This window comes from Bradyrhizobium sp. SMVTL-02, assembly GCF_051853005.1.
Lineage (GTDB): Bacteria > Pseudomonadota > Alphaproteobacteria > Rhizobiales > Xanthobacteraceae > Bradyrhizobium.
On sequence record NZ_CP182469.1, the window covers coordinates 1,041,682 to 1,067,490 of the forward strand.

The window sequence follows — 25,809 nt, forward strand, 5'->3', positions numbered from 1 at the left end:
TCAAAATAACCCTGCCGTCAAGATGCGGAATTAAATTCCGCACCGCGAAATCGAACAAAAGTTAATCCTACCAAGGAGGGAAACCGTGAGCGAAGTGGTCAAGCTTGAGCGTCATGACGAAGTCGGGATCGTCACGGTCAACAGCCCTCCGGTCAATGCGCTGAGTGCCGCAGTCCGCGGCGGTATCCTGGAATGCATCAAGGCCGCAATCGCCGATCCCGCCATCAAGGGCATCGTGCTGACCTGCGGCGGCCGCACCTTCATCGCCGGTGCCGACATCACCGAATTCGGCAAGCCGCCGAAGCCGCCCGCCCTCAACGACGTCCTCGCCGAGATCGAGCATTCGCCCAAGCCCGTGGTGGCCGCGATCCACGGCACCGCGCTCGGCGGCGGCCTCGAGGTCGCGCTCGCATGTCATTTCCGCGTCGCGGTGAAGGAGGCCAAGCTCGGCCTGCCCGAGGTGAAGCTGGGCCTCTTGCCCGGCGCCGGCGGAACCCAGCGCCTGCCGCGCGCGGTCGGGCCTGAGCTTGCGGTCAAGATGATCGTCGGTGGCGACCCGATCGGGGCCGCGGAAGCGCTCGAGAACGGCCTGATCGAGGAGATCATCGAGGGGCCTGCCTCCGGCGGCGAGGCTTTCGTCCGCAAGGTCATCGCCGAGAAGCGTCCGCTGCGCCGCCTGCGTGACGACGATTCCAAGATCGCGGCGGCCAAGGCCGACCGCTCGATCTTCACCAACGCCGTCGCCGCCATGACCAAGAAGTCGCGCGGCCTGGAAGCCCCGTTCGCGGCCGCCGACGCCGTCGGTTACGCCATCGACCTGCCCTTCGACGAAGGTCTGAAGAAGGAGCGCGAGGGCTTCCTCAAGCTCGTTGCCAGCGACCAGTCCAAGGCGCAGCGCTATGCCTTCTTCGCCGAGCGCGAGGCCGCCAAGATCGCGGGCGTCCCTGAGGGCACCAAGCCGCGTCCCGTGAACCGCGTCGCCATTCTCGGCGCCGGCACCATGGGCGGCGGCATCGCGATGTCCTTCGCCAATGCCGGCGTGCCCGTCACGCTGATCGAGACCGGCGAGGAGCAGCTCAGGCGCGGCATGGGAATCATGCAGAAGAACTGGGAAGCGACCGCCGCGCGCGGCGGCATCCCGGCCGACGCGCCGGCCAAGCGCATGGCGCTGATCAACGGCGTCGTCGGCATCGAGAATGTCGGCGATGCCGACCTCGTCATCGAGGCCGTGTTCGAGACCATGGCGGTGAAGAAGGAGGTGTTCGGCAAGCTCGACCAGTACGCCAAGCCCGGCGCCGTGCTCGCCTCCAACACCTCGTATCTCGACATCGACGATATCGCGAAGTCGACCAAGCGTCCGCAGGACGTGCTCGGCATGCATTTCTTCTCGCCGGCCAACGTCATGAAGCTGTGCGAGATCGTGCGCGCCGACAAGACCGCGCCGGACGCGCTGGTGACTGCGGTGGCCATCGCGCGAAAGATCGCGAAGGTGCCGGTCGTGGTCGGAGTTTGCGACGGCTTCGTCGGCAACCGCATGCTGGCCCAGCGCGGCAAGCAGTCGGAGAAGCTGTTGTTCGAAGGCGCGCTGCCGCAGCAGGTCGATGCGGTCGTCACCAAGTTCGGCATGCCGATGGGCCCGTTCGCGATGGGCGACCTCGCCGGCCTCGACATCGGTTGGCGCTCGCGGAAAGACCGCGGCATCAAGTCGGAGATCGCGGACGCGCTATGCGAAGCCGGCCGCTTCGGCCAGAAGACCGGCAAGGGCTACTACAAGTACGAAGCCGGCTCCCGCGCGCCGCTGCCCGATCCCGAGGTCGAGAAGCTGATCGACGAGACCTTGCTGCGCCTCGGCCGCAAGAAGCGCGTGGTCAGCGACGAGGAGATCCTCGAGCGCATGATGTACCCGATGATCAACGAGGGCGCGAAGATTCTCGAAGAGGGCATCGCGGCGCGTCCCTCCGACATCGACGTGGTCTGGCTCTACGGCTATGGCTGGCCGATCTATCGCGGCGGCCCGATGTTCTGGGCCGACACCGTCGGCCTCAAGCACATCGCCGATCGTCTGTCGTTCTACGCCAAGGAAACCAACGATCCGAGCCTCGAGCCCGCCCCGCTGCTGAAGAAGCTCGCGGCGGAAGGCAAGACCTTCGCCTCGCTCGCAGCCGCTTCGAAAGCGGCGTGATCGGATTGGATGCCGTGGCTGCCGATATTTCGTCCGAGGCAAAGCTCTTTCCGTTCCCTCCCCCCTTGTGGGGGAGGGTCAGGGAGGGGAGTAGGCTCGGGCGAGGCCGGAGTTCGTGGCACCCCCTTCCCCAACCCTTCCCCACAAGGGGGAAGGGAGCCTGTCCGCCGGTGCCCGCCTCACACGACCCGGCTGCTACCGCTTTGCAGAGTATCGATCGCCTATGACCCATCCCGGCGAACAGTTTTACCCCGAGAGCGTGCGTTGGGACGATCCCATCGCCCAGGGCTCGCTGCCTGACCTCTTGTCGAAAGCCGCCGCGAATTACGGTCCGCGCACCGCGCTGGAGTTTCGGGATCGTGCAATCAGCTACACCGAGCTTGCCACCATGGCCGATCGTGCGGGGGCTGCGTTCCTGCGCGAAGGCATCGGCAAGAACAGCTCGGTCGCGCTGTTCCTCGGCAACACGCCGGACCATCCGGTCAATTTCTTCGGCGCGCTGAAGGCAGGCGCCCGCGTGGCCCATCTGTCTCCGCTGGACGGCGAGATCGCGCTGACCCACAAGGTCTCCGACTCCGGCTCGCGCCTGCTCGTCACCTCGAACCTCCAGGGCCTGCTGCCGACCGCGCTGAAATTCCTGGAGAAGGGCCTGATCGACAAGCTCGTCGTCTGCGAGGACGACAATTGGGGCAAGGTCGGCACGCCGCAGGCGGCGATCCCCGATGATCCCCGCATCGTCACCATCAGGACCTTCGTCGAAGGCGCCACCGCTCCGGCAGAGTGGCCGAAAGTCACGGCCGACGACGTCGCGCTGCTGCAATATACCGGCGGCACCACCGGCCTGCCCAAGGGCGCGATGCTGACCCACGGCAATCTCACCTCGGCGGTGTCGATCTACGACGTCTGGGGCAAGCCGGCGCGCGCTGCGCGCGGCGATGTCGTCGAGCGCGTCATCTGCGTGCTGCCGCTGTTCCACATCTACGCGCTCACCGTCGTGCTCTTGTCCTCGCTCAGCCGCGGCAACCTGATCTCGATGCATCAGCGTTTCGACGTCGAAGCCGTGATGCGCGACATCGAGGTCAAGCGCGCGACCTATTTCCCGGGCGTGCCGACGATGTGGATCGCGATCGCCGCGCTGCCCGATCTCGACAAGCGTGACTTCTCCTCGCTCGCCACCATCGGCTCCGGCGGAGCGCCGCTGCCGGTGGAGATCGCCAATTTCTTCGAGCGCAAGGTCGGCAAGAAGCTGCGCAGCGGCTGGGGCATGACCGAGACCTGCTCGCCCGGCACCGGCCACCCGCCCACGGGCCCCGACAAGCCCGGCTCGATCGGCCTGATGCTGCCCGGCATCGAGCTCGACGTCGTCGCGCTCGACGATCCCAGACGCGTGCTGCCGCCGGGCGAAGTCGGCGAGATCCGCATCAAGGGCCCGAACGTCACCAAGGGCTACTGGAACAAGCCGGAAGGATCCGCGGATGCCTTCGTCGACGGCCGCTTCCTCACCGGCGACATCGGCTATGTCGACACCGACGGCTATTTCTTCCTGGTCGACCGCAAGAAGGACATGATCATCTCCGGCGGCTTCAACGTCTATCCGCAGATGATCGAGCAGGCGATCTACACCATTCCGGGCGTGCACGAGGTGATCGTGCTCGGCATTCCCGACCAGTACCGCGGCGAAGCCGCAAAAGCCTTCATCAAGCTCAAGCCCGACGCAAAGCCGTTCACTCTGGACGAGCTGCGCACACAGCTTGCGGGCAAGCTCGGCAGGCACGAGCTGCCGGCTGCGCTCGAATTCGTCGCCGACCTGCCGCGCACGCCGGTCGGAAAATTGTCGCGCCACGAATTGCGCCAGCAGCAGAAACCGTCACAATCCCCCAGAACCGTATCAGGAGGTCGCTCTTGACCGACGCCGTCATCGTTTCCACCGCCCGCACCCCGATCGGCAAGGCCTATCGCGGCATGCTCAACGCCACCGAGGGCGCAACCCTGCTCGGCCATGCCATCGGCGAGGCCGTTGCCCGCGCCAAGGTCGACCCGAAGGAAATCGAGGACGTCGTGATGGGCGCAGCGCTCCAGCAGGGAGCGACCGGCGGCAACATCGCGCGCAAGGCGCTGCTCCGCGCAGGTCTCCCGGTCACCGTCGCCGGCACCACCATCGACCGGCAATGCGCCTCGGGCCTGCAGGCGATCGCGCTCGCTGCGCGCTCGGTGATCTTCGACGGCGTCGAGATCGCGGTCGGCGGCGGCGGCGAGTCGATCTCGCTCGTGCAGAACGACAAGATGAACGGCTTCCACGCCCAGGACCCGGCGCTGCTCGAGATCAAGGGCGAGGTCTACATGCCCATGATCGATACCGCCGAGGTCGTCGCCAAGCGCTACGGCATCTCGCGCGAACGCCAGGACGAATATTCGCTGGAGAGCCAGCGCCGCACTGCTGCAGCCCAGCAGGCCGGCAAGTTCAAGGACGAGCTCGCCCCGATCACGACGCAGATGGCGGTCACCGACAAGGCGACCGGCGCCGTGTCGATGAAGGAGGTCACGCTGTCGCAGGACGAGGGCCCGCGCCCCGAGACCACCGCCGAAGGCCTTGCTGGCCTGAAGCCCGTGCGCGGCGAAGGCTTCACCATCACCGCCGGCAATGCCAGCCAGCTCTCCGACGGCGCCAGCGCCTCGGTGATCATGAGCGACAAGGAAGCCTCAAAGCGCGGCCTTGCGCCGCTCGGCATCTTCCGCGGCTTCGTCTCGGCCGGCTGCGAGCCGGACGAGATGGGCATCGGCCCGGTCTTCGCCGTGCCGCGCCTGCTCAAGCGCCACGGCCTCACCGTCGACGACATCGGCCTCTGGGAGCTGAACGAAGCCTTCGCGGTGCAGGTGCTGTATTGCCGCGACAAGCTCGGCATCGACCCCGAGAAGATCAACGTCGACGGCGGCGCGATCTCGGTCGGCCATCCCTACGGCATGTCGGGCGCGCGCCTCACCGGCCACGCCCTGATCGAAGGCCGCCGCCGCAAGGCGAAGTACGCGGTCGTCACCATGTGCGTCGGCGGTGGCATGGGCGCGGCCGGCTTGTTCGAAGTGCTGCAGTAATTCACAGGAGGATCCGATGGATCTCGCATTCACGAAAGAAGAGCAGGCGTTTCGCGAGGAAGTGCGGCAGTTCTTCCGCGACAACGTGCCGCCGGATACGCGGCGCAAGCTGGTCGAGGGCCGCCACCTCACCAAGGACGAGATGGTGACGTGGTGGCGCATCCTCAACAAGAAGGGCTGGGGCGTCAGCCACTGGCCGACGCAGTATGGCGGCACGGGGTGGACTTCCGTCCAGCACTACATCTTCAACGAGGAGCTGCAGTCCTATCCGGCGCCGCAGCCGCTCGCCTTCGGCGTCAGCATGGTCGGCCCCGTCATCTACACCTTCGGCAACGAGGAGCAGAAGAAGAAGTACCTGCCGCGCATCGCCAATGTCGACGACTGGTGGTGCCAGGGCTTCTCCGAGCCCGGCTCCGGGTCCGACCTCGCCTCGCTGAAGACCAAAGCCGAGCGCCGTGGCGACAAGTGGATCATCAACGGCCAGAAGACCTGGACCACGCTGGCCCAGCACGCCGACATGATCTTCTGCCTCTGCCGCACCGACAACAACGCCAAGAAGCAGATGGGCATCTCCTTCATCGTGTTCTCGATGAAGTCGAAGGGCGTCACCGTGCGCCCGATCCAGACCATCGACGGGGGCCACGAGGTCAACGAGGTCTTCTTCGACGACGTGGAAGTCCCGATCGAGAACCTGATCGGCGAGGAGAACAAGGGCTGGGACTACGCCAAATTCCTGCTCGGCAACGAGCGCACCGGCATCGCCCGGGTCGGCGTCTCCAAGGAGCGCATTCGCCGCATCAAGGATCTCGCCTCCAAGGTCGAATCCGGCGGCAAGCCGATCATCCAGGACGCCGCCTTCCGCGAGAGGCTGGCGGCCTGCGAGATCGAGCTCAAGGCGCTCGAGCTGACGCAGCTGCGCGTCGTCGCCGACGAGGGCAAGCACGGCAAGGGCAAGCCCAATCCGGCCTCCTCGGTGCTGAAGATCAAGGGCTCCGAGATCCAGCAGACCACCACCGAGCTGCTCATGGAAGTGATCGGTCCGTTCGCCGCGCCTTACGACGTGCATGGCGACGACGGCTCGAACGAGGCCATGGACTGGACCGCCCAGATCGCGCCGAGCTACTTCAACAACCGCAAGGTCTCGATCTACGGCGGCTCCAACGAGATCCAGCGCAACATCATCGCCAAGGCGGTGCTGGGGCTGTGAGGCTCTTCCCCCTCGCCCCGTTCTTGCGGGAAGAGGGTTGGGGTGAGGGCCTCTCGAACAGAGATCGTGGAGAGAGCGGTACCCCCTCACCGGATTTGCTTCGCAAATCGACCTCTCCCCGCAAGCGGGGAGAGGTGAAGAGGAGCCAGCGCAACGCACACACTTGCTAGTTTGAGGAAACAGAAATGGATTTTGATCTGTCCGAGGAGCAGCGGCTTCTCAAGGAAAGCATCGACGGCCTGCTGACCGATTCCTACGATTTCGAGCAGCGCAAGAAATACATGAAGGAGAAGGGCGGCTGGAGCAAAGCGGTCTGGCTCAAGCTCGCCGAGCAGGGGCTCTTGGGCCTGCCCTTCAGCGAGGCCGATGGCGGTTTCGGCGGCGGCGGTGTCGAGACCATGATCGTGATGGAAGCGCTCGGCAAGGCGCTGGTGCTGGAGCCGTATCTGGCCACGGTCGTGATCGGCGGCGGCTTCCTGCGCCATGCCGGCACCGACGCGCAGAAGGCCGCGCATGTGCCTGGCATCATCGACGGCAGCAAGACGCTGGCCTTCGCCCAGCTCGAGAAGAACTCGCGCTATGATCTCTTCGATGTCACCACGACCGCGAAGAAGAAGGGCGACGGCTGGGTCATCGACGGCGAGAAGTTCGTCGTGCTCAACGGCGAGAACGCCGACACGCTTGTGGTCACAGCGCGCACCAAGGGCGAGCGCCGCGACAAGACCGGCATCGGCGTGTTCCTGGTCCCCGCGCATGCCAAGGGCGTCACCAAGAAGTCCTATCCGACCCAGGACGGCCTGCATGCCGCCGACATCACCCTTACCGGCGTCGAGGTCGGCGCGGATGCCGTGATCGGTAATCCCGACGACTCGCTCGCGCTGATCGAGCGCGTGGTGGACGAAGCCCGCGTCGCGCTCTGCGCCGAAGCGGTCGGCCTGATGGATGAATCGCTGAAGACCACCGTCGAGTACATCAAGACGCGAAAACAGTTCGGCGTTGCGATCGGGTCCTTCCAGTCGCTCCAGCACCGCGCCTCCGACATGTTCGTCGCGACCGAGCAGGCGCGCTCGATGTCGATGTTCGCGACCATGGCGAGCGATTTCGAGGACGCCAAGGAGCGCTCCAACGCCATCGCCGCGGCCAAGGTGCAGATCGGCAAGTCGCTGAAATTCGTGGGCCAGCAGTCGATCCAGCTCCACGGCGGCATCGGCATGACCATGGAGGCGAAGATCGGCCACTACTTCAAGCGCCTGACCATGATCGAGAACACCTTCGGCGACACCGACTATCACCAGCGCCGCGTCGCCGATGCGGGCGGGTTGGTCTAAGGTACGGCGGGTTGGAGGCGAAACGGTCGACGGTACCGCTCTCTCCGTTCCCTCCCCCTTGTGGGGGAGGGGCAGGGAGGGGGGTGCCACTCGGGGATTCGATCCGTCGCGCTCCCGTTTTCAGTCCATCGTCAACACCGGCACCTTTTTCTGGGCTACCCCCTCCCTAGCCCTCCCCTGCAAGGGGGGAGGGAACGCACCTTTGTTGGGACGACGTATCTCACACCATCAGGATCAGGTCACCATGTTGCGTGGAAGGACCGAAACACCAAACCAAAAGCCCCGGAGACATCTCCGGGGCTTTCGTCGCTTCTGACCTTGTTCGCGGTCCGGGACCTCACGTCCGCGTGCGCATGCGCATCATGAAGCTGTCGTAGCTGAGCTCGGCGACCTGCATCCAGGCCAGCGATTCGTTCCGGAATGCCGACAGGCTCGTATACATCTTCTTGAAGTGCGGGTTGGTCTTGGTGAGCTCGGCGTAGATCTCGTTGGCGGCGCTGTAGCACGCTTCGAGCACCTCCTGCGGGAACGGCTTGAGGATCGCGCCGGCCACCAGCAGGCGCTTGAGCGCCGGCGGGTTGACGTAGTCGTACTTGCCAGTGACCCAGGTGAAGGTGTCGCGCGAGGCCATCTCGATCGCGGACTGGTAGTGCTTGGGCAGCGCGTTCCATCTGTCGAGATTGATGATGTTGTGCCCTTGGCCGGTACCTTCCCACCAGCCCGGATAGTAATAGAACTTCGCGACCTTCACGAAGCCGAGCTTCTCGTCGTCATAGGGGCCGACCCATTCGGCCGCGTCGATCGTGCCCTTCTCCAGCGCCGGATAGATGTCGCCGCCCGCGATCTGCTGCGGCACGCCGCCGACCTTGGCGATGATCGTACCGGCGAAGCCGCCGACGCGGAATTTCAGTCCCTTGAAATCCTCCATCGACTTGATCTCCTTCCGGAACCAGCCGCCCATCTGGGCCCCCGTCGAGCCGGTCGGAATGCCGAGCGCGTTGTATTCCTTCAGAAGGTCGTTGAGCATCTCCTGTCCGCCGCCGAACAGCAGCCAGGAAATATGCGCCCGCGTGTTCAGGCCGAACGGCAGCGACGTGCCGAAGGTGAAGGCGGGGTTCTTGCCCCAGTAGTAGTACAGCGCGGTGTTGCCCATCTCGACGGTGCCGTTCGAGACGGCATCCAGCACCTGCAGGCCGGGGACGATCTCGCCGGATGCGAATGGCTGGATCTGGAACTTGTTGTCGGTGACCTCGGCGACGCGCTTGCAGAAATATTCGCAGCCGCCATAGAGCGTATCGAGCGCCTTGGGCCAGCTCGCGGCGAGCCGCCATCTCGTCTCCGGCGAAGATTGCGCGATCGCCGGCGCGGCAATCGCCGTGCTTGCCGCCAGCCCCGCGCCGGTCACTTTCAGGAATTCACGACGTTTCATACGTACCCTCCGTTGCGCCGATGTCCTCGACTAAGGCAACGATCTTGCTGTCGTCTTGGCCTCGCCGGGTACCGGCGTGGTGTTGTGCCGATTGTTTTTGGCGTTTCCGAAGACCCTTCAGGGCTCTTTGTGGATCCCGCACGTCGCGGTTTCGATGCGAGGATGACCGTTCGCCTGGCCATAATCAAGCGCCGTTGGGATGCTCGCAGTTGCGAAGGCGCGCTCTTCCCCTCTCCCCTTGTGGGGCCTCTTGTGGGAGAGGGTGGCTCGCCGCATTAGCGGCGAGACGGGTGAGGGGTATCTATCCGCGAGTCCAACTCGCATCTGAGTTCGCGAAGAGATACCCCTCATCACACCTTCTCCCGCAAGGGGAGAAGGGAAGAAGCCAATCAACAAAAGCCCCGGAGACATCGCCATCTCCGGGGCTTCTCATTCTTTAGTCGTGTGCCGCTCAGCGCCTCACGTCTTCGTCCGCATCCGCATCATGAAGCTGTCGAAGCTCAGCTCGGCGACCTGGAACCAGGGCAGGGCCTTGCCGCGATAGGCGGTCAGGCTCGCATACATCTTGCCGAAATGCGGGTTGGACTTGGAAAGTTCGGCATAGGTCTCGGTGGCGGCCGCGTAGCAGGCTTCGAGAACTTCCTGCGGGAAGGCCTTCAGGACCGCGCCCGCCACCAGGAGCCGCTTCAGCGCCGGCGCGTTCAACGCGTCGTACTTGCCGGTGATCCAGGTGAACGTGTCGCGCGAGGCGGCATCGATCGCCGCCTGATAGTGCTTCGGCAGCGCATTCCACTTGTCGAGGTTGATGATGTTGTGGCCCTGGCTCGTGCCTTCCCACCAGCCCGGATAATAGTAGTACTTCGCAACCTTGACGAAGCCGAGCTTCTCGTCGTCGTAGGGGCCGACCCATTCGGCCGCGTCGATCGTGCCCTTTTCCAGCGCCGGATAGATGTCGCCGCCGGCGATCTGCTGCGGCACCGCGCCGAGCTTGGCCATGATCGTGCCGGCAAATCCGCCGATGCGGAATTTCAGGCCCTTGATGTCGTCGAGCGACTTGATCTCCCTCCGGAACCAGCCGCCCATCTGCGCGCCGGTGGAGCCGGTCGGAATGCCGTAGCAATTGTGCTCCTTCAGCAGGTCGTTCACGAGCTCCTGCCCGCCACCCCACAGCAGCCACGAGATCTGCTGGCGCGTGTTGAGCCCGAACGGCAGCGCGGTAGCGAAGGTGAAGGCGGGATTCTTGCCCCAGTAGTAGTAGAGCGCGGTGTTGCCCATCTCGACGGTGCCGTTCGAGACCGCATCCAGTACCTGCAGGCCCGGGACGATTTCGCCCGCCGCGAACGGCTGGATCTGGAATTTGTTGTCGGTGATCTCGGCGACTTTCTTGCAGAAATATTCGCAGCCGCCATAGAGCGTGTCGAGCGACTTCGGCCAGCTCGTGGCGTAACGCCACCTGACCTCGGGCGTCGATTGCGCGATAGCCGGCGCAGCAACGGCGCTCGCGGCCAGGCCCAATCCACCTGCCGTCAGGAATTTACGACGTTCCATGCACTTCCCTCCGTTATTGCCGATGCTTCGACGTCAGGGAACGATCTTTGATGTCGTCTTGTCGCGGTCGAGATCGACGTTGTTGTTGAGACTTGTGAGGCGTTTCCGAATGGCCCTGACGGGCTCTTGTTATTGGAATTCCGATCATTGCGGTTCCCTCATCAAGGATGACCGGTCACCTCCAGATAATCAAGCCTCATGCCGTCCTCGCACCTGCGAATGCGGGACAGACGAAAGTCGGAGATTGGCGAACTGCTGCATGATTGGGCAACAGCGTGGCGACGATGCGCTTGCGAGGGGAAGTGAAGGCGTTCGTCGAAGCGACAGACTCACTGGCGGCAATGGAGGTGCGTTCCCTCCCCCGTAGGAGGGGGCTAGCACCAGCAGGTGCCGATTGTGATGATGCACAGATGGCGATGCGCGATGGATAGGGTCCCCGCGTGGCACCCCCTCCCTTACAAGGGGAGGGAATGGAGAGAGCGCTGGTGTCCGCCAAATAACCCAACGCTATCCCTGCTTCGCGAACGCCGCCTCCATCGCCTTTCTTGTCCTGATCGTCTCGTTGTTCGCATCGAACTCGACATCGCTCCAGCGGACGATCTCGCCATGGGCGACATCGTGCTTCAGCTTCAGGCGATGCGCGAGGCCGATCGGCAGGGCGCTCGCCTTCAGGCTCGCGGCGGACGGCACCAGCTTGCCCCATACCGTGTAGCCGCCTTCGCCGTCCAGCATCTCGCCGGCGCGCAAGTGGCGCTTGGCGATCGCCGCGACGTCGCCGCGGAAGCCGTAGGGCTGACCGGTGGACTCGCCGCGCAGTGCGGCCGACAGGATCGAGATGTTCAACTCGAGCCCGATCAGGTGATAGGGCTTGTACATCGCGGCGAAGCGTCCGCTGGCATCGGTCTTCAGGCCGTATTGTCTGAAGCAGTCGGCGGCGTAGTCGTTCGGCGCCTCCAGCACGACATAGACGCCCCAGCGCAGGTCGCGAAACACCGGCCGCCCGTCGCGCTCCAGCGAGGAGACCACCTCCACCACGCCGGACTGCTCCAGCACGCCGCCGCGCGAGCGCGGCCGCATGATGTGCGGCAAATCGTCCACGCCGCAGGGCGGAAACAACAATCCTTCCGCAGGCACGTCGAGGCCGCAGGCGTTGGCGATCGCGGCCATCTCGATCGCCGATTTGGTGCCGTCGAGGAAGGAGTTGAACATCTGCGGGTTCATGCCGGCCGACTGCGCTTCGCCTGCGGTCAGGCCGTAATGCTGCCAGACGCCGTCGGGCGTCACGTCGTGATAGGCCGGCAGGTACTTTGTGCCCTTGCCGGCGGCGACGACGCGAAAACCGGTGGCGCGGGCCCAGTCGACCATCTCAGCGGTCAGCGCCGGCTGGTCGCCATAGGCGAGCGAATAGACCACGCCCGCTTTGCGCGCTTCCTCGGCGAGCAGCGGGCCCGCCAGCACGTCGGCCTCGACATTGACCATCACGACATGCTTGCCCGCCGCGATCGCGGTACGCGCGTGACGGATGCCGACGGCGGGATTGCCGGTTGCTTCGACCACCACGTCCATCGCCCCGCCGGCGATCGCGCGCGCGCCGTCATCGGTGAATACGGTCCGGGCGATGCGATCAGCGTCCCAGCCGACGGTGCGGCACGCCTCGCGCGCGCGCTCGCGGTCGATGTCGACGATGATGGGCACTTCGAGTCCCGGCGTGTGCGGCACCTGTGCGAGGAACATCGAGCCGAATTTGCCGGCGCCGATCAGCGCGACGCGAACGGGCTTGCCGGCGCATGCGCGGGCCTGGAGGAGGCGGAAGAGGTTCATGGCGGATGTCCAAGACTCAGTGTTGCTGGTGCGGCTTGCGCTCGGCCAACCTCTCCCCGGAGGGGAGAGGTGAAGCACGCCCGCGACTGCGACGTTACTCCGCCGCCTGCCTCGGCGCACGAGCGAGCCGCACCAACGCGTCATCATCCACGGTCTTGATCGGCGTAAAGTCGCGATGCGCGATGTACTCCGGCCGTGTCGGGGTTCGGATGTAGTTCGAGACCGCGTTCAGTGTCAGGTACACGATCTTGCGCGGGTAGGGCGTGATGTTGCCGCTCGAGCCATGCACGAGATTGCCGTGGAACATCAGCATGCCGCCGGGCTTGCCGGTGGGCGCCACGATGCCGCCCTGCTTGACGAGGCGCGTCACCGTGTCCTCGTCCAGCGTCCACAGCGGATAGGAGGTGGTGGCGAGGTCATGCGATGCTTCGAGATCGCCGGCGTTCTGGCTGCGCGGCACCAGCATGAGGGGACCGTTGATCGGCATCACCTCGTCGAGGAAGATCGCGATGTTCATCGCGCGCGGCTCCGGCATGCCATCGTCGCGTTTCCAGGTGCCGTAATCCTGGTGCCATTGCCACACGTCGCCGGTGAAGGCCGATTTCGCGTTGATCTTGAACTGGTGCATGTAGACGGGCTCGCCGAACACCTGCTCGACCGGCTCGATCATGCGCGGATGCGCGCCGAGAATGCGGAAGGCCTCGTTGTAGAGATGCGCGGCAAAGGCCGTGCGCGGCGCGCCGCTCTTCTCGCGCCAGACTTCCGGCCGGTTGGCGTCGTAGATGCCGACCGCCTCGCGCGCGAGCAAATTGACCTCCTCCTGGCTGAACAGCTCGGGCAGGAACAGCCAACCCTCGCGGTGGAAGAACTCCAATTGCTCCTGGGACAGTTTCATGGGTCGTCCTCCTTGTGCTGTTTTTGTCGCCATTCCGGGGCGCGACGAAGTCGCGAGGCCGGAATCCATTTCTCCGCAATCTGCGCCGCCCGATGGATTCCGGGCTCGATGCTGCGCATCGCCCCGGAATGACGGTGGCTGTGGCTACGCCGCCGCCTCTTCGCCGGCCCTCAATCTCTCCTCGGTCAACCGTCCCGCCGTCTGCGCGTGCGCCAGCGCCGCGCGTTCGGCGGCCTTCGCATCGCCGCTCAGAATGCATCCGGCAATATCGGCATGCTCCGCCCAGGCGCTGCTGCGATAGTCGAGCTCCGACAGCACGGTCGCCATCGAACGGCGCATATGCGGCCATTGCGGCGCAATGGTTGCCTCGATCACGGGATTGCCGGCGAGCTGATAGATCGCGCGGTGGAAATCGACGTCGAGCGCGATGAGCTCGCCGAGCGACGTGTTGCGGTCGATACCGCGCCCGGCGGCGAGCGCCGCCTCGAGCCGCGCGCGTCCCGCCGCGTCGCTCGCTGCGCGCGCGGCGGCGAGCCGTGCGGCCAGCCCGTCGATGGCGCCGCGCACCTCGTAGAGCTGGCGAATGCGTGAGGGATCGAGCTGGGTGACTTCAAAGCCGCGCTTGCCGCTCTCGGCGACGAGGCCTTGCCGGTGCAACAGATGCAGCGCATGCGACACCGGCTGGCGCGACACGCCGAGCTTGTCGGCGAGCTCGTTCTGCCGGATGCGCTGGCCGGGCTCGAGCGAGCGATCGGAGATCGCTTCCAGGATCCGTTCATAGACCTGGTCGATCAGGTTCGGGAGCGGGTCGAGAGGGATCACGCCGGCAGCTCCGAGGAGGGAATACAGAATTCCGTATTCAAACTACGCTGGGAGGGGCAGGACGTCAAGCGCGGCCCAGGGCCGCGCCAGCGCTCTTTTGAGGTGCTACCCAAGCTATTGATATTGCTTGGGTCGCCTACTGTGCATGGGGTTGTTTTCGAGCAACGGACCGGGCGCAGCTCGGCGCCTATTTCTTCTTCCCCTGCTCGATCAGCATCCGGCTCATCAGGTAGAGCCGTGGCACGATCGAGTTGGTGTCGATGAACTCGTCGCGGGCGTGATAGCCGAAGCCGGCGAGGCCAAAGCTCTCGACCACCACCGCCTTGCCACTGCGATTGGCATAGCCGGCATCGGTGGCGCCGCCGGTCATCTCGGCGATGTCGAGCTTGCGATCGATCTCGGCATAGATCGCCTGTCCCATCTCCGCCAGCGCGCGGCCGCGGTCGCTGGCTACGAAGGGCGGACGGCCGGCCACGATCTTCATGGTCGTCTCGGTGTCCGGCACGAGGCGATTCTTGATCTTCTCGTCCAGCGCCGCCTGCAGCCTGGCGATGCCGTCGGGAATGGTGAGGCGGATGTCGGCGCCAGCCTCCGCGTCATCCGGAATCTGATTGCGCACCGTGCCGGCCTTCGCCGTCGTCCAGTTGAGCTGGGTGCCGGGAATCGACTTGGCGACGTCCTGCGTCTGCAGCAGTTGATGCGAGAGCTCGATCAGCGCGTTGCGGCCGCGATCGGGTGCAGCGCCGGCATGCGCCGCGCGGCCCTTCACGTTCAGGATACCTGTCGCCGTGCCGCTGGCACCCAATAGCAGCGAGTCGTTCTTCGCCGGCGGCGAGGCCGCCGTCGGCTCGCAGGAGAGCACGACGTCGTGCTGGTCGGCGAGCTCCGCGATGATCTCGCCCGATCCGGTCGAGCCGACCTCCTCGTCCGGATTGAACGAGACGGTGAGCGTGGCGTAGTCGTTCCAGCCGGCGTCCTTGAGGATCTTCAGCGCGTGCAGCACCACGGCGATGCCGCCCTTGTCGTCGGCGATGCCGGGGCCGAAGATCTTCGTGCCATCGACGCGATAGGGCTCGCTCGCGAGAATGCCGCGCTGATAGACCGTGTCCATGTGCGCGATCAGCATCAGCTTCCGCGTGCCCCTGCCCTTGAAGGTCGCGATCACCATGTCGGCGCCGGCGCCCGCCGTGGTCTTGCGCCGCTCGGTGGCGGCGCCGAGCGCCTTCAGGCGCGCTTCGGTGAAGTCGGCCATCTTCTTCAGACCCTCGAGGTCGCTGCTGCCGCTCTCGATCATCACCATGTCGCGTAAGGTCTCGATCAGCGGCGCCTTCTCCTGCTCGGCCGCGGCCTTCAGCTTCTCGTCAGCGGCCGCGAACGCGGACGTCGCGCTGGCGGCGAGGCCGAGCAGCGACAAAGCGAGCAGGGGAGTGAGGCGGAAGGTCATGAGTTGCGTCCTTTTGCATCTTGCGCGCGGGCACCGCGCGATGGTGCGAAAAGCCTAGCACCCGCAACGGCACGATGCCACGCCAGCCTAGCGCTCCAGCACCCAAGAAGAGGAGAAGGAAAGGAAGAGAGCTACTGCGCCAGAAATCCGTTCACGACCTCGCCGAACTCCAGCGGCGCCTGCTCGAACATCCAGTGGCCGGCATTCTCGATCACGGCCGTCTTGCTGCCCACGATGTGCTCGGCCAGCACGCGCCATAGCACCGACAGGCTGCCGGTGGTGGCGCCGCCGCCGATCAGCAGTGTCGGCGTTTTGATCGCCTGCGCATCGCCGAGCGTGTAAGGCTTCCGCTGCTCGTTGATCTGGCCCAACAACGTGAGCGCGTTGTCGCGCAGTTGCTGCTTCGCCGCCGCCGGCACGCGCCGCCAGGAGCCATCGCCCTCGATGCCCTCGTAGAAATTCTGCAACGCGCCCTCGAGGTCGCCGGCGCGGATCATCTCGACCGAGCGCGCCGTGCGCGCGGCGAGCGGCGGATGCGCGGGCGTGCCTTCGGGCAGCGGCAGGCTGGCATCGAGGTCGCCGCCGGGCTCGGCCAGCACCAGCTTGCGCAGCAGATCCGACCGCGCCTGCGCGACGCGAAAGGCGATGTGGCCGCCGCGCGAATGGCCCATCAGGTCGACCGGGCCGGGTTTCACCTGCTCGATGAAGGCGATCGTGTCCGAGACGTGCTGCGCCATCTTGTAGTCGTCGCCCACCGCGTCGCAGTGCTCGGGAAAGAAATGCCGCAGGCTCACCGAGATCACCCGATGATTCTTCGACAGCGGGCCGAGCACCGAATACCAGGTGCGGAAGTCCCCTAGCGTGCCATGCACGCAGACCAGCGGAGGGCCTTCTCCGGCTTCGAGATAGGCCATTTCATATCCGTTGACGCGAAAGCTCTGCATGATCAACTCGCCAGAAACTCGAGAACCACTTCGGAGTATTTTTGCGGCGCCTGCTCGAACATCGGATGCGTCGCGTTCGGGATGATCGCCGTCGTGGAGCAGGGCACATGGGCGGCCAGCGCATGCAGCACCTTCGGCAACAGGCCCTTGGTCCGCCCTCCCAGGATGAACAGCGTCGGCATCTTGATCGCTTCCGCATCCGCCTTCGAGAACGGCGGCCGGTTGTCGCGGACCTGGCCGATCAGGGTATAGGCGTTGTCGCGCAGATTCTGCTTCACCATCGCCGGCAGCCGCGGCCAGGTGCCGGCGCCTTCCAGCGTGTCGACGAAGACGGCGAGGCCGCCGTCGACATCGCCCGCCGCGATCTTCTCGGCCGAGGCGGTAAAGCGCGCCAGCAGCGGCGAGGGACCGCCGGCATAGTCGGGATCGAGGCTCGCATCGAGCTCGCCGCCGGGCTCGGCCAGCACCAGCTTGCGCAGCAGATCGGGGCGCCGCTGCGCGACGCGAAAGCAGATGTGCCCGCCGCGGGAATGCCCCATCAAATCGACCGGGCCGAGGTCGAGCTTCTCGACGAAGGCGATGACGTCGTCGACATGCTGGGCGATGGAATAAGTGTCGCCCACACCGTCCCAGCGTTCGGGAAAGAAGTGCCTCAGGCTCACAGCGATCACGCGATGCCGCTGCGTCAGCGGCCCCAGCACGCAGCCCCAGATGCGGAAGTCGGAGAGCGAGCCGTGCACACAGACCAGCGGCGCGCGACCTTTGTCCTCGCCCACGTCGAGATAGGGCATATCGTATCCATTGACGTGGAGGCTCTGCATTCTGGGCTCGCGGGAAGGGAGGAGGAACTCCTGTGCAAGATTCCCGGAAACCGGGTGGATCGCAACTATTTCCAAGCCTAGATTTGGGCGGAGATCACATTGGGGGCATGCGACAAGGACGCAAGCTCAGGAACCATCCCATGACCGACCAGCACTTTGCCCTGTTCGACACCCGGATCGGCCTCTGCGCCATCGCCTGGGGCCCTCGCGGCATCAACGGCACGCAATTGCCGATGGGTGGCGAAGACAAGATCCGCACCCGCATCAGCCAGCGCCATGCCGAGGCGACTGAAGCCGAGCCGACGCCTGAGGTACAGCAGGCGATCGACCGCATGACAAGACTGCTCGCAGGTGAGCGCGACGATCTCACCGACATCGCGCTCGACCTCGATGGCGTGCCCGAGTTCAACCGCGGCGTCTACGAGATCGCCCGCGCCATTCCGCCCGGCAAGACCATCACCTATGGCGACATCGCCAGGCAGCTCGGCGGCGTCCAGCTGTCGCGCGACGTCGGCCAGGCGCTCGGCCGCAACCCGTGCCCGATCGTCGTGCCCTGCCATCGCGTGCTCGCGGCCGGCAACAAGCCCGGCGGTTTCTCGGCGAATGGCGGCGTGGTGACGAAGCTGAAGATGCTCGAGATCGAAGGCGCGCTGGTGAACCACACGCCGAGCTTGTTTGATTGAGGGTTCGCTTACCCTCCAGGGGACGGTAAGAAGGAGTTCGCTACATCTTCGCTGCGGTCTTCGGCCAATACCTGTCCCGCAGATGCCGCTTCACCAGCTTGCCTGTCGGCGTGCGCGGCAGCTCGGCTTCGAAGTCGATCGAGCGCGGGCATTTGATTGCCGAAAGCCGCGTCTTGCAATAGGCGATCAGCTCAGCCTCGAGTTCCTTGCCGGCGCGCGTCATGTCGTGCGGCTGCACCACCGCCTTCACCTCCTCGCCCATCTCCTCGTTCGGTACGCCGAACACCGCGACGTCGGCGACTTCGGGGTGGGTGATGAGCACGTCCTCGGTCTCCTGCGGGTAGATGTTCACCCCGCCCGAGATGATCATGTAGGACTTGCGATCGGTGAGGAAGAGGAAGCCGTCCTTGTCGAGATAGCCGACGTCGCCGAGCGTCGACCAGCCCCTGGCGTTGTAGGCCTTCTTCGTCTTCTCGGGATCGTTGTGATAGGTGAAGGCGGGCGCGTCGGCGAAATAGACGGTACCGATCTCGCCAACCGGCTGCTCCTCGTCGTTCTCGTCCAAAATCTTGATCTTGCCGACCACGGCGCGGCCGACGCTGCCGCGATGCTCCAGCCATTCCCTGGAGTTGCAGACCGTGACGCCGTTGCCTTCCGAGCCGGCGTAGTACTCGATCAGGATCGGGCCCCACCATTCGATCATCTTTGCTTTCACCTCGACGGGGCAGGGCGCGGCGGCGTGGATCGCGCCCTTGAGCGTGGAGACGTCGTACTTCGTGCGAATCTCGTCCGGCAGCTTCAGCATGCGCACGAACATGGTCGGCACCAGCTGTGACTGTGTCACCTCATACTTCTCGACGAGCTCCAGGAATTCCTCGGCGTCGAAATGCTCCATGATGATGGAGGTGCCACCGAGCACGATCGCCATCATGTTGAAGCGCAGGGGAGCGGCATGATAGAGCGGCGCCGGTGACAGATACGTGCTCTCCTCATTCATGCCGCACATGTCGGCGCAGAGCACGCGCAGGAACGCGTTCGGCACGTCGATCCTGTTCCCCTCGAACGCCTTCTTGATGCCCTTCGGCCGGCCGGTAGTGCCGGACGAATACAGCATGTCGTAGCCGGCGACCTCGTCCGCGATCGGCGTGGTCGGCTGCGCGGCGGCTTCCTTGTCGTAGGAGCGGAAGCCGGGCAGCGGCTCGTCCATCATGTAGAAGATCGGTTCGCTCGGCGTGCCCTTGATCAGGGCCTTGATCTGGTCTGCGCATTTCGGCGTGGTGATGACGACCTTGGCCCCGCAATCGCCGATGATGTAGCCGATCTCGTCCTGCTTCAGGTAACGGCTGATAGCGGTGTAATAGAGCCCGCTACGCTGTGCCGCCCAGCAGAGCTCCATGAAGGCGAGACGGTTCTCCATCAACAGCGCGATGTGATCGCCGGCCTTGAGGCCAAGCGAGCGGAACAGATGCGCGCCCTGGTTCGAGAGCTCGTCGAGTTCGCGATAGGTGATCGCCTTGCCTGTGCCCGCCATCCGGTAGGCGATCTTGTCGGGCGTGGTCTTCGCGTAGACAGACGGATGAGTCATGAACGTTGGTCTCGCAACAAGTAAGGTGTCATCCCGGCGAAGGCCGGGATCCATAACCACAGGCCTTGATTGTTGAGACGGGATGGAGCTCCAGCGCGGCAGAACCACGGAGTCCCGTGGTTAGAGGTCCCGGAGCGGCGCGCGCTTGAGGCGCGCTGGTCCGGGACGACACCATCTGTGTGGCAGAAACCTACAGCCGCTCCACGATCGTCACATTCGCCATGCCGCCGCCTTCGCACATGGTCTGCAGGCCGTAGCGCTTGCCGCGCTGGTGCAGGGCGTGGACCAGCGTGGTCATCAGCTTGGTGCCGGAGCCACCGAGCGGATGGCCGAGCGCGATGGCGCCGCCGTTGACGTTGAGACGCTCCGGATCGGCGCCCGTGGTCTTGAGCCACGCGGTCGGCACGGAGGCGAAGGCCTCGTTGACCTCGAACAGGTCGATGTCGCCGACCTTCATGCCGGCCTTCTCCAGCGCACGCTTGGTGGCGTGCAGGGGAGCATCGAGCATGATCACGGGATCGCCGCCCATCATGGTCATGTGATGGATGCGGGCGAGCGGCTTGACGCCGAGCTGCTTCAGGCCCTTCTCGTTCACCACCATGACGCCTGAGGCGCCGTCGCAGATCTGGCTGGCGCTGGCCGCCGTCAGCTTGCCGTTCTCGGCGATCAGCTTGACGCCCTTGATCCCTTCGATGGTGGCGTCGAAGCGGATGCCTTCGTCGATGTGGTGGGTGTCCTTGCTGCCGTCGGCGCGAGTGATCTCGAGCGGCACGATCTCCTTCTTGAAGTGACCGGCTTGCGTCGCCGCAATCGCGCGCTGATGGCTGCCGAAGGAGTATTCGTCGAGCTGGTCCTTGGAGAGGCCATACCGCTCCGCCATCATCTCCGCGCCGGTGAACTGGCTGAACACGATGTTGGGATATTTTGCCTCGATGCCGGGGCTCTTGTAGGTGCCAAAGCCGTTCTTGGCCGGAAGCTGCGAGGACAGGCCCATCGGCACGCGCGTCATCGATTCCACGCCGGCGGCGATCACGATGTCCATCGTGCCGGACATCACGGCCTGCGCCGCGAAGTGCAGCGCCTGCTGCGAGGAGCCGCACTGGCGGTCGATCGAGGTGCCCGGCACGCTCTCCGGCAGTTTCGAGGCCATCACCGCGTTGCGCGCGACGTTGTTGGACTGCTCACCGACCTGCATCACGCAGCCCATGATGACGTCCTCGACCAAGGCGGGATCAACATTGGTACGGTCGACCAGCTCGTCCAGCACCTTTGCGGCGAGATCGGCCGGATGCCAGCCGGCGAGGCGGCCCCCCTTGCGCCCGCCGGCGGTGCGCGCGGCGGCGACGATGTAAGCCTCGGCCATGTCGGTTTTCTCCCTGGATTTGTTCTGGTGGTTTGATTGTCGGGGGCGGATTAAACGGGTACGAGATCATTTAGTCAATCGATCAATTAACTCTTGTGATGAGGCGCTGCTTGCGGTTATCTGCGACCCGCTTCACGCGGCCAAAACAGGGATCTCCGTGGCTACCAGCGTACCGAACAGGCTCCCCGGCGGAAAAAATTCCACGGCAGAGAAATTGCTCCTGGCCGCCAGCGAGCTGATGATCGAACGCTCCTCGATCGAGATCTCGCTCTCCGACATTGCGCAGAAGTCCGGCGCCAATGCCGCGCTGGTCAAATATCACTTCGGCAACAAGGACGGCCTGCTGCTGGCGCTGCTGGCGCGGGATGCTGCGACCGAGATGTCCAATCTCGAATATCTCTTGGCGCAGCCGATCACCTCGACGGCGAAGCTGAAGCTGCATATCGGCGGCATCATCCGCGCCTATCACCGGTTCCCCTACATGAACCGGCTGATCCATTATCTTCTGCACGAAACCAGCGCCGACTCCGCGGACGAAGTCTCAAAATTCTTCGTCGCGCCGCTCCTGGATTTCCATCGCCGCTTGCTTGCAGAAGGCATCAGCCGTGGCGAATTCCGTGCCACCGATCCGGTGCTGTTCTACACCAGCCTGATCGGCGCCTGCGATCATCTGTTCTTCGGCCGGCACGCGATGTCCCGCGCGACCGGCGTCGGCCCGGTCACCGACGAAGTCTGCCGGCGATACATCAAGCACATGGAAACGCTGATCTGCGGCGGCATCCTCACGCAAGCCGCGGAAGCTGCCGCTGCCGGATAGTCCGGCCAACACTTCACAAGTCTAGAGAAGAAACGTCCCAAGGAAAGGTACAAGCGATGCAGTTGAAAGACGTAGCCGTTCTCATCACCGGCGGTGGTTCGGGCCTTGGCGCCGCGACCGCCCGCGCGATGGCCGCCAAGGGCGCCAGGATCGGCGTGATCGACCAGAGCAGGGAAAACGCCGAGAAGGTCGCAGCCGAAGTGAACGGGGTCGCGTTGCATGCCGACGTCACCAGCGAGGAGCAGATCAAGGCGGCGATCGCGAAAGCAGAGGCCGCGCACGGCGTCGCGCGTGTGCTGATGAACTGCGCCGGCATCGGCGGCTCGCAGCGCATCGTCGGCCGCGACGGCGTCTACCCGCTCGAAAAATTCGCGCGCATCATCAACGTCAACCTGATCGGCACTTTCAACTGCCTGCGGCTGTTCGCCGAACGCCTCGTCACCATCGAGCCGGTTGGCGAGGAGCGCGGCGTCATCATCAACACGGCGTCGGTTGCCGCTTACGAGGGCCAGATCGGCCAGATCGCCTATTCGGCGTCGAAGGGCGGCGTCGTCGGCCTGACCCTGCCGGCCGCGCGCGACCTCGCCAGCCAGAAGATCCGCGTCAACACCATCGCGCCCGGCCTGTTCTTCACGCCGCTGCTGATGGGGCTCAACGAGGAGGCCCGCAAGAGCCTCGGCGCCCAGGTGCCGCATCCTTCGCGTCTCGGCGATGCCGCCGAATACGGCATGCTCGCGGTGCACATCGTCGAGAACCCGATGCTGAACGGCGAGACCATCCGTCTCGACGGCGCGATCCGCATGGCGCCGCGGTAGGTACTTTCTTTCTTCTCCCCTTGTGGGAGAAGGTGGCGCGAAGCGCCGGATGAGGGGGTTTGCATCCGCGGAGACAGACCCCTCACCCAAGCGAGTATGCGGCTAGCGATTTACATGCCCTCTCCCACGAGGGGAAAGGGCGCAGCAATCGGCGCCGCGACCCGCGGCAAGTGCGAGGCCCCATGTCCCAACCGCTGCTGATCGAGCATCATGACGCTGTCGACCGGGTGACGCTGAACCGGCCCGAACACCTCAACGCGCTTGATCCGGCGCTGATCGACGCGCTCAACAGCTATTTTGAAACTCTCCAGCGCAACCGCGACACGCGCGTGGTGGTGCTGAAGGGCGCCGGCAAAAGCTTCTGCGCGGGCCTGGATCTGAAGGCGGCGATGGCGCGCCGCGCCGGGCAGCAGGAGCCGCCCGGCGTCACGGAGTCCTTGGACTCGCAGCGGCGCATCGCCGACATCGTGATGCTGATGCGGCGTTGCCCACAGCCGATCCTGGCGCTGGTGCAGGGCGCGGCGGCCGGCGGCGGTTTTGCGCTGGCGCTCGCGTCCGACATCCGCATCGCCGCGAGGTCGGCGCGGATGAACTGCGCCTTCATCAAGCTTGGGCTCGGCGGCTGCGACATCGGCACCAGCTATTTTCTGCCGCGTCTCGTCGGCGTCTCCGTGGCGTCCGAATTGATCCTCACCGGACGCTTCATCGGCGCCGAGCGCGCGCTCGCGGTCGGGCTGGTCTCGGAAGTTGTCGACGAGGACAGGCTCGATGATGCGGCCGAGCCTTATGTCGATGCCATGGTGACCGCCTCGCCGGTCGGGCTGCGTCTGTCCAAGGAATGTCTCAACATGAGCGTCGATGCTGGTTCGCTGGAAGCTGCGATCGCGATGGAGGACCGCAATCAGGTTCTGTGCAGTCGCTCCGAGGAATTTTCGGAAGGCATCAGGGCCTTCCTTGAGAAGCGAAAGCCTGTCTATATCAGGCGCTGAACGACGAAGATCCGCAAAGGACAATAATTCCGGGAGACGCAAAATGAGTGGGAGCGCGGCGGCGGTGATGAGGAAGCCCGCCTTTCGCAAGGTCGAGTGGCTCAAGCGCGACATCGACGTCGAGCGCCGCGCCGACGGCACGGTGGTGCTCAAGTCGCGCATTCCGCTGCAAGCTTACGAGACGCACATCCCGGCCTCGCTGGCGAAATGGGCGAAGGAACACCCCGAGCGCATCTGGCTCGCCCAGCGCGGTGGCCCGAACCGCGAATGGCGAAAAGTCTCCTATGGCGAAGCCAAGCGCACCGTGGACGCGCTCACGCAAGGCCTGCTCAACCTCAAGCTCGAAGGGCGCCCGGTCGCGATCCTCTCCGGCAACTCGATCGAGCACGCGCTGATGACGCAGGCGGCGATGCAGGCGCGTTCGCCCGCAGCTCCTGTGTCGCCAGCCTACTCGCTGATGAGCCACGATCACGTCAAGCTGAAGTACCTGTTCGACCTGATCAAGCCGGCCGTGGTGATGGTGCAGGACGGGCCGACCTTCGAGAAGGCGCTGAAAGCGCTCGACCTCACCGGTGCCACCGTCGTGCACGTCTTGCGGCGCTGCGAGGGCATCAAGAGCGTCAGCTTTGCCGAGCTCGCGGCAACGCCCGTCACCGCCGATGTCGAGACGTCGATCGCAAAAATCACGCCGCAGACCGTCGGCAAGCTGCTGTTCACGTCAGGCTCGACCGGCATGCCCAAGGCCGTCATCAACACGCAGGAGATGATGTGCGCGAATGCGGCGATGATGATGCAGGTGCGGCCGCGCACGCCTGACGGTCCGATCTCAACCATGCTGGACTGGATGCCGTGGAACCACACCATGGGCGGCAACGCGGCTTTCCATCCCGTCCTGGTCGACGGCGGCACGCTCTATATCGACGACGGCCGCCCGATGCCGGGCCAGTTCGAGGAGACGCTGCGAAACCTGCGCGAGATCTCGCCGACCTACTACGCCAACGTTCCCGCCGGCTATGCCGCGCTTGCGGCCGCGATGGAGAAGGACGACGCGCTCTGCCGCTCGTTCTTCAAGAACCTGTCGATCATGGCCTATGGCGGTGCGCGCCTGCCGGACGATCTCTACGAGCGCATGCAGGCGCTGGCGGTGAAGACAACCGGCGAGCGCATCGTGTTCTACACCGGCTGGGGCTCGACCGAGACCGCGCCGACATCGACCGGCACCTATTGGGACACCGAGCGCGTCGGCCTGATCGGCCTGCCGTTCCCCGGCGTCGAACTGAAGATGGTGCCGTGCGGCTCGAAATACGAGCTGCGCCTGCGCGGCGTCAACGTCACGCCCGGCTATTTCGGTCAGCCGGAGCTGACCAGGAAGATGTTCGACGAGGAAGGCTTTTATTGCATCGGAGATGCCGGCGTCTTCGTCGATGATGCCGATCCGGTAAAGGGCATCATCTTCGCCGGCCGTGTGGTCGAGGACTTCAAGCTCACCACCGGCACCTTCGTCCATGTCGGCTCGCTCCGCACCGACGCGATCGCGGCGGCGACACCCGTCGTGCATGATGCGCTGGTCGCGGGCCAGGATCGTGCCTTCATCGGCCTGCTTGCCTGGCCGAACCTGCACGCCTGCCGCCAGCTCGTCGGCAATCCCGATTTGAGCTTTGCGGATGCGGTGAAGCACCCGGACGTGCTCGCCTGCTTCAGGCGGGGGCTGGAGGCCCACAACAAAGAGTGCGAGGGCGCCAGCAGCCGCGTCATCGCACGCGCGATGCTGATGGTCGATCCGCCGTCGATCGACGGCAACGAGCTCACCGACAAGGGCTACATCAACCAGCGCGCCGGTCTCGAGCGCCGCGCGGCGCTGGTGGAGCGGCTCTATGCCGACAAGCCGGATGAAGATGTGATCGTGCTGCGATGAATGCACAAATCTGTCACCTCGTCATTCCCAGGGCGCAACGCGAACCCGGAATCCCTCGGGCCGCATTGACGCGGTGGAATGGATTGCGGGCTCGCGACTTCGTCGCGCCCC

The 25,809-nt window shown here is 65.0% G+C and carries 20 protein-coding genes; 10 read left to right on the top strand and 10 right to left on the bottom strand.

The annotated features are described in order from the left end of the window. The first annotated feature begins 85 nt into the window (after positions 1–85). The 5 genes from ACNJYB_RS05085 (at position 86) to pimD (ending at position 7,807) form a co-directional block, all read left to right on the top strand. A complete protein-coding gene (locus ACNJYB_RS05085) occupies positions 86–2,182 on the top strand; it encodes a 3-hydroxyacyl-CoA dehydrogenase NAD-binding domain-containing protein (protein ID WP_439372994.1) in 2,097 nt (698 codons plus the stop codon). 223 nt (positions 2,183–2,405) lie between these two features. Continuing rightward, entirely contained in the window at positions 2,406–4,088 is a 1,683-nt protein-coding gene (gene pimA, locus ACNJYB_RS05090; RefSeq protein ID WP_439372995.1) for a dicarboxylate--CoA ligase PimA, read from the top strand. Then, complete coding sequence (locus ACNJYB_RS05095; RefSeq protein ID WP_439372996.1) at positions 4,085–5,272, top strand: acetyl-CoA C-acyltransferase; 1,188 nt, start codon at positions 4,085–4,087, stop codon at positions 5,270–5,272. The genes pimA and ACNJYB_RS05095 overlap by 4 nt, the downstream gene beginning before the upstream one ends. Before the next feature lie 16 nt (positions 5,273–5,288). Then, positions 5,289–6,479: a pimeloyl-CoA dehydrogenase large subunit gene (gene pimC / locus ACNJYB_RS05100; RefSeq protein WP_439372997.1), complete on the top strand. Its 1,191-nt coding sequence runs from the start codon at positions 5,289–5,291 to the stop codon at positions 6,477–6,479. Positions 6,480–6,664: 185 nt separating this feature from the next. After that, positions 6,665–7,807, top strand: coding sequence for a pimeloyl-CoA dehydrogenase small subunit (gene pimD / locus ACNJYB_RS05105; RefSeq protein ID WP_439372998.1), 1,143 nt, complete (start codon positions 6,665–6,667; stop codon positions 7,805–7,807). A gap of 337 nt (positions 7,808–8,144) precedes the next feature. Here the strand turns inward: pimD and ACNJYB_RS05110 are convergent, their stop codons facing one another. From ACNJYB_RS05110 to ACNJYB_RS05145, 8 genes are all read right to left on the bottom strand, one after another. Then, positions 8,145–9,236, bottom strand: coding sequence for a TRAP transporter substrate-binding protein (locus ACNJYB_RS05110; RefSeq protein WP_439372999.1), 1,092 nt, complete (start codon positions 9,234–9,236; stop codon positions 8,145–8,147). Positions 9,237–9,695: 459 nt separating this feature from the next. Then, on the bottom strand, positions 9,696–10,784 hold the full coding sequence (locus ACNJYB_RS05115) for a TRAP transporter substrate-binding protein (protein ID WP_439373000.1): 1,089 nt from the start codon (positions 10,782–10,784) through the stop codon (positions 9,696–9,698). A gap of 507 nt (positions 10,785–11,291) precedes the next feature. Beyond that, the gene (locus ACNJYB_RS05120; RefSeq protein ID WP_439373001.1) at positions 11,292–12,605 is read right to left on the bottom strand and encodes an NAD(P)H-dependent oxidoreductase; all 1,314 of its coding nucleotides are present in this window, start codon (positions 12,603–12,605) and stop codon (positions 11,292–11,294) included. 94 nt (positions 12,606–12,699) lie between these two features. After that, positions 12,700–13,500, bottom strand: coding sequence for a phytanoyl-CoA dioxygenase family protein (locus tag ACNJYB_RS05125; protein ID WP_439373002.1), 801 nt, complete (start codon positions 13,498–13,500; stop codon positions 12,700–12,702). 144 nt (positions 13,501–13,644) lie between these two features. Next, positions 13,645–14,322 carry a GntR family transcriptional regulator gene (locus tag ACNJYB_RS05130; RefSeq protein WP_439373003.1) on the bottom strand — a complete coding sequence of 226 codons (678 nt, stop codon included), beginning with the start codon at positions 14,320–14,322 and terminating at the stop codon, positions 13,645–13,647. Between the two features lie 187 nt (positions 14,323–14,509). Then, entirely contained in the window at positions 14,510–15,766 is a 1,257-nt protein-coding gene (locus tag ACNJYB_RS05135) for a M20/M25/M40 family metallo-hydrolase (RefSeq protein WP_439373004.1), read from the bottom strand. A 131-nt stretch (positions 15,767–15,897) separates the two neighbouring features. Further along, complete coding sequence (locus tag ACNJYB_RS05140) at positions 15,898–16,710, bottom strand: alpha/beta fold hydrolase (RefSeq protein WP_439373005.1); 813 nt, start codon at positions 16,708–16,710, stop codon at positions 15,898–15,900. 2 nt (positions 16,711–16,712) lie between these two features. Further along, the gene (locus ACNJYB_RS05145; RefSeq protein ID WP_439373006.1) at positions 16,713–17,531 is read right to left on the bottom strand and encodes an alpha/beta fold hydrolase; all 819 of its coding nucleotides are present in this window, start codon (positions 17,529–17,531) and stop codon (positions 16,713–16,715) included. A gap of 140 nt (positions 17,532–17,671) precedes the next feature. Here ACNJYB_RS05145 and ACNJYB_RS05150 point away from each other — a divergent pair, with 140 nt between their 5' ends. After that, positions 17,672–18,214, top strand: a complete 543-nt coding sequence (locus tag ACNJYB_RS05150) for a methylated-DNA--[protein]-cysteine S-methyltransferase (RefSeq protein ID WP_439373007.1) — start codon at positions 17,672–17,674, stop codon at positions 18,212–18,214. Between the two features lie 40 nt (positions 18,215–18,254). Here ACNJYB_RS05150 and ACNJYB_RS05155 read toward each other — a convergent pair whose 3' ends face one another. Continuing rightward, positions 18,255–19,799 carry an acyl-CoA synthetase gene (locus ACNJYB_RS05155; protein ID WP_439373008.1) on the bottom strand — a complete coding sequence of 515 codons (1,545 nt, stop codon included), beginning with the start codon at positions 19,797–19,799 and terminating at the stop codon, positions 18,255–18,257. Between the two features lie 190 nt (positions 19,800–19,989). Next, positions 19,990–21,162 carry an acetyl-CoA C-acetyltransferase gene (locus tag ACNJYB_RS05160; RefSeq protein ID WP_439373009.1) on the bottom strand — a complete coding sequence of 391 codons (1,173 nt, stop codon included), beginning with the start codon at positions 21,160–21,162 and terminating at the stop codon, positions 19,990–19,992. 214 nt (positions 21,163–21,376) lie between these two features. Here ACNJYB_RS05160 and ACNJYB_RS05165 point away from each other — a divergent pair, with 214 nt between their 5' ends. The 4 genes from ACNJYB_RS05165 to ACNJYB_RS05180 all read left to right on the top strand — a co-directional run bounded on the left by ACNJYB_RS05165 (position 21,377) and on the right by ACNJYB_RS05180 (position 25,698). Next, positions 21,377–21,979 (top strand): TetR family transcriptional regulator, encoded by a 603-nt coding sequence (locus ACNJYB_RS05165; RefSeq protein WP_439373010.1) that lies wholly within the window; start codon positions 21,377–21,379, stop codon positions 21,977–21,979. Positions 21,980–22,035: 56 nt separating this feature from the next. Then, entirely contained in the window at positions 22,036–22,794 is a 759-nt protein-coding gene (locus ACNJYB_RS05170) for an SDR family NAD(P)-dependent oxidoreductase (RefSeq protein ID WP_439373011.1), read from the top strand. Positions 22,795–22,976: 182 nt separating this feature from the next. Beyond that, positions 22,977–23,783 carry an enoyl-CoA hydratase/isomerase family protein gene (locus tag ACNJYB_RS05175; protein WP_439373012.1) on the top strand — a complete coding sequence of 269 codons (807 nt, stop codon included), beginning with the start codon at positions 22,977–22,979 and terminating at the stop codon, positions 23,781–23,783. Between the two features lie 43 nt (positions 23,784–23,826). Next, entirely contained in the window at positions 23,827–25,698 is a 1,872-nt protein-coding gene (locus ACNJYB_RS05180; protein WP_439373013.1) for an AMP-binding protein, read from the top strand. Positions 25,699–25,809: the final 111 nt, after the last annotated feature.

Excerpts from the sequence above, each read along its gene's own strand:
- pimA (WP_439372995.1), top strand. The coding sequence starts at position 2,406 with ATGACCCATCCCGGCGAACAGTTTTACCCCGAGAGCGTGCGTTGGGAC.
- ACNJYB_RS05135 (WP_439373004.1), bottom strand. The coding sequence starts at position 15,766 with ATGACCTTCCGCCTCACTCCCCTGCTCGCTTTGTCGCTGCTCGGCCTC.
- ACNJYB_RS05170 (WP_439373011.1), top strand. The coding sequence starts at position 22,036 with ATGCAGTTGAAAGACGTAGCCGTTCTCATCACCGGCGGTGGTTCGGGC.
- pimC (WP_439372997.1), top strand. The coding sequence starts at position 5,289 with ATGGATCTCGCATTCACGAAAGAAGAGCAGGCGTTTCGCGAGGAAGTG.
- ACNJYB_RS05150 (WP_439373007.1), top strand. The coding sequence starts at position 17,672 with ATGACCGACCAGCACTTTGCCCTGTTCGACACCCGGATCGGCCTCTGC.
- ACNJYB_RS05110 (WP_439372999.1), bottom strand. The coding sequence starts at position 9,236 with ATGAAACGTCGTGAATTCCTGAAAGTGACCGGCGCGGGGCTGGCGGCA.
- pimD (WP_439372998.1), top strand. The coding sequence starts at position 6,665 with ATGGATTTTGATCTGTCCGAGGAGCAGCGGCTTCTCAAGGAAAGCATC.
- ACNJYB_RS05120 (WP_439373001.1), bottom strand. The coding sequence starts at position 12,605 with ATGAACCTCTTCCGCCTCCTCCAGGCCCGCGCATGCGCCGGCAAGCCC.
- ACNJYB_RS05140 (WP_439373005.1), bottom strand. The coding sequence starts at position 16,710 with ATGCAGAGCTTTCGCGTCAACGGATATGAAATGGCCTATCTCGAAGCC.
- ACNJYB_RS05125 (WP_439373002.1), bottom strand. The coding sequence starts at position 13,500 with ATGAAACTGTCCCAGGAGCAATTGGAGTTCTTCCACCGCGAGGGTTGG.
- ACNJYB_RS05160 (WP_439373009.1), bottom strand. The coding sequence starts at position 21,162 with ATGGCCGAGGCTTACATCGTCGCCGCCGCGCGCACCGCCGGCGGGCGC.
- ACNJYB_RS05155 (WP_439373008.1), bottom strand. The coding sequence starts at position 19,799 with ATGACTCATCCGTCTGTCTACGCGAAGACCACGCCCGACAAGATCGCC.
- ACNJYB_RS05175 (WP_439373012.1), top strand. The coding sequence starts at position 22,977 with ATGTCCCAACCGCTGCTGATCGAGCATCATGACGCTGTCGACCGGGTG.
- ACNJYB_RS05180 (WP_439373013.1), top strand. The coding sequence starts at position 23,827 with ATGAGTGGGAGCGCGGCGGCGGTGATGAGGAAGCCCGCCTTTCGCAAG.
- ACNJYB_RS05145 (WP_439373006.1), bottom strand. The coding sequence starts at position 17,531 with ATGCAGAGCCTCCACGTCAATGGATACGATATGCCCTATCTCGACGTG.
- ACNJYB_RS05115 (WP_439373000.1), bottom strand. The coding sequence starts at position 10,784 with ATGGAACGTCGTAAATTCCTGACGGCAGGTGGATTGGGCCTGGCCGCG.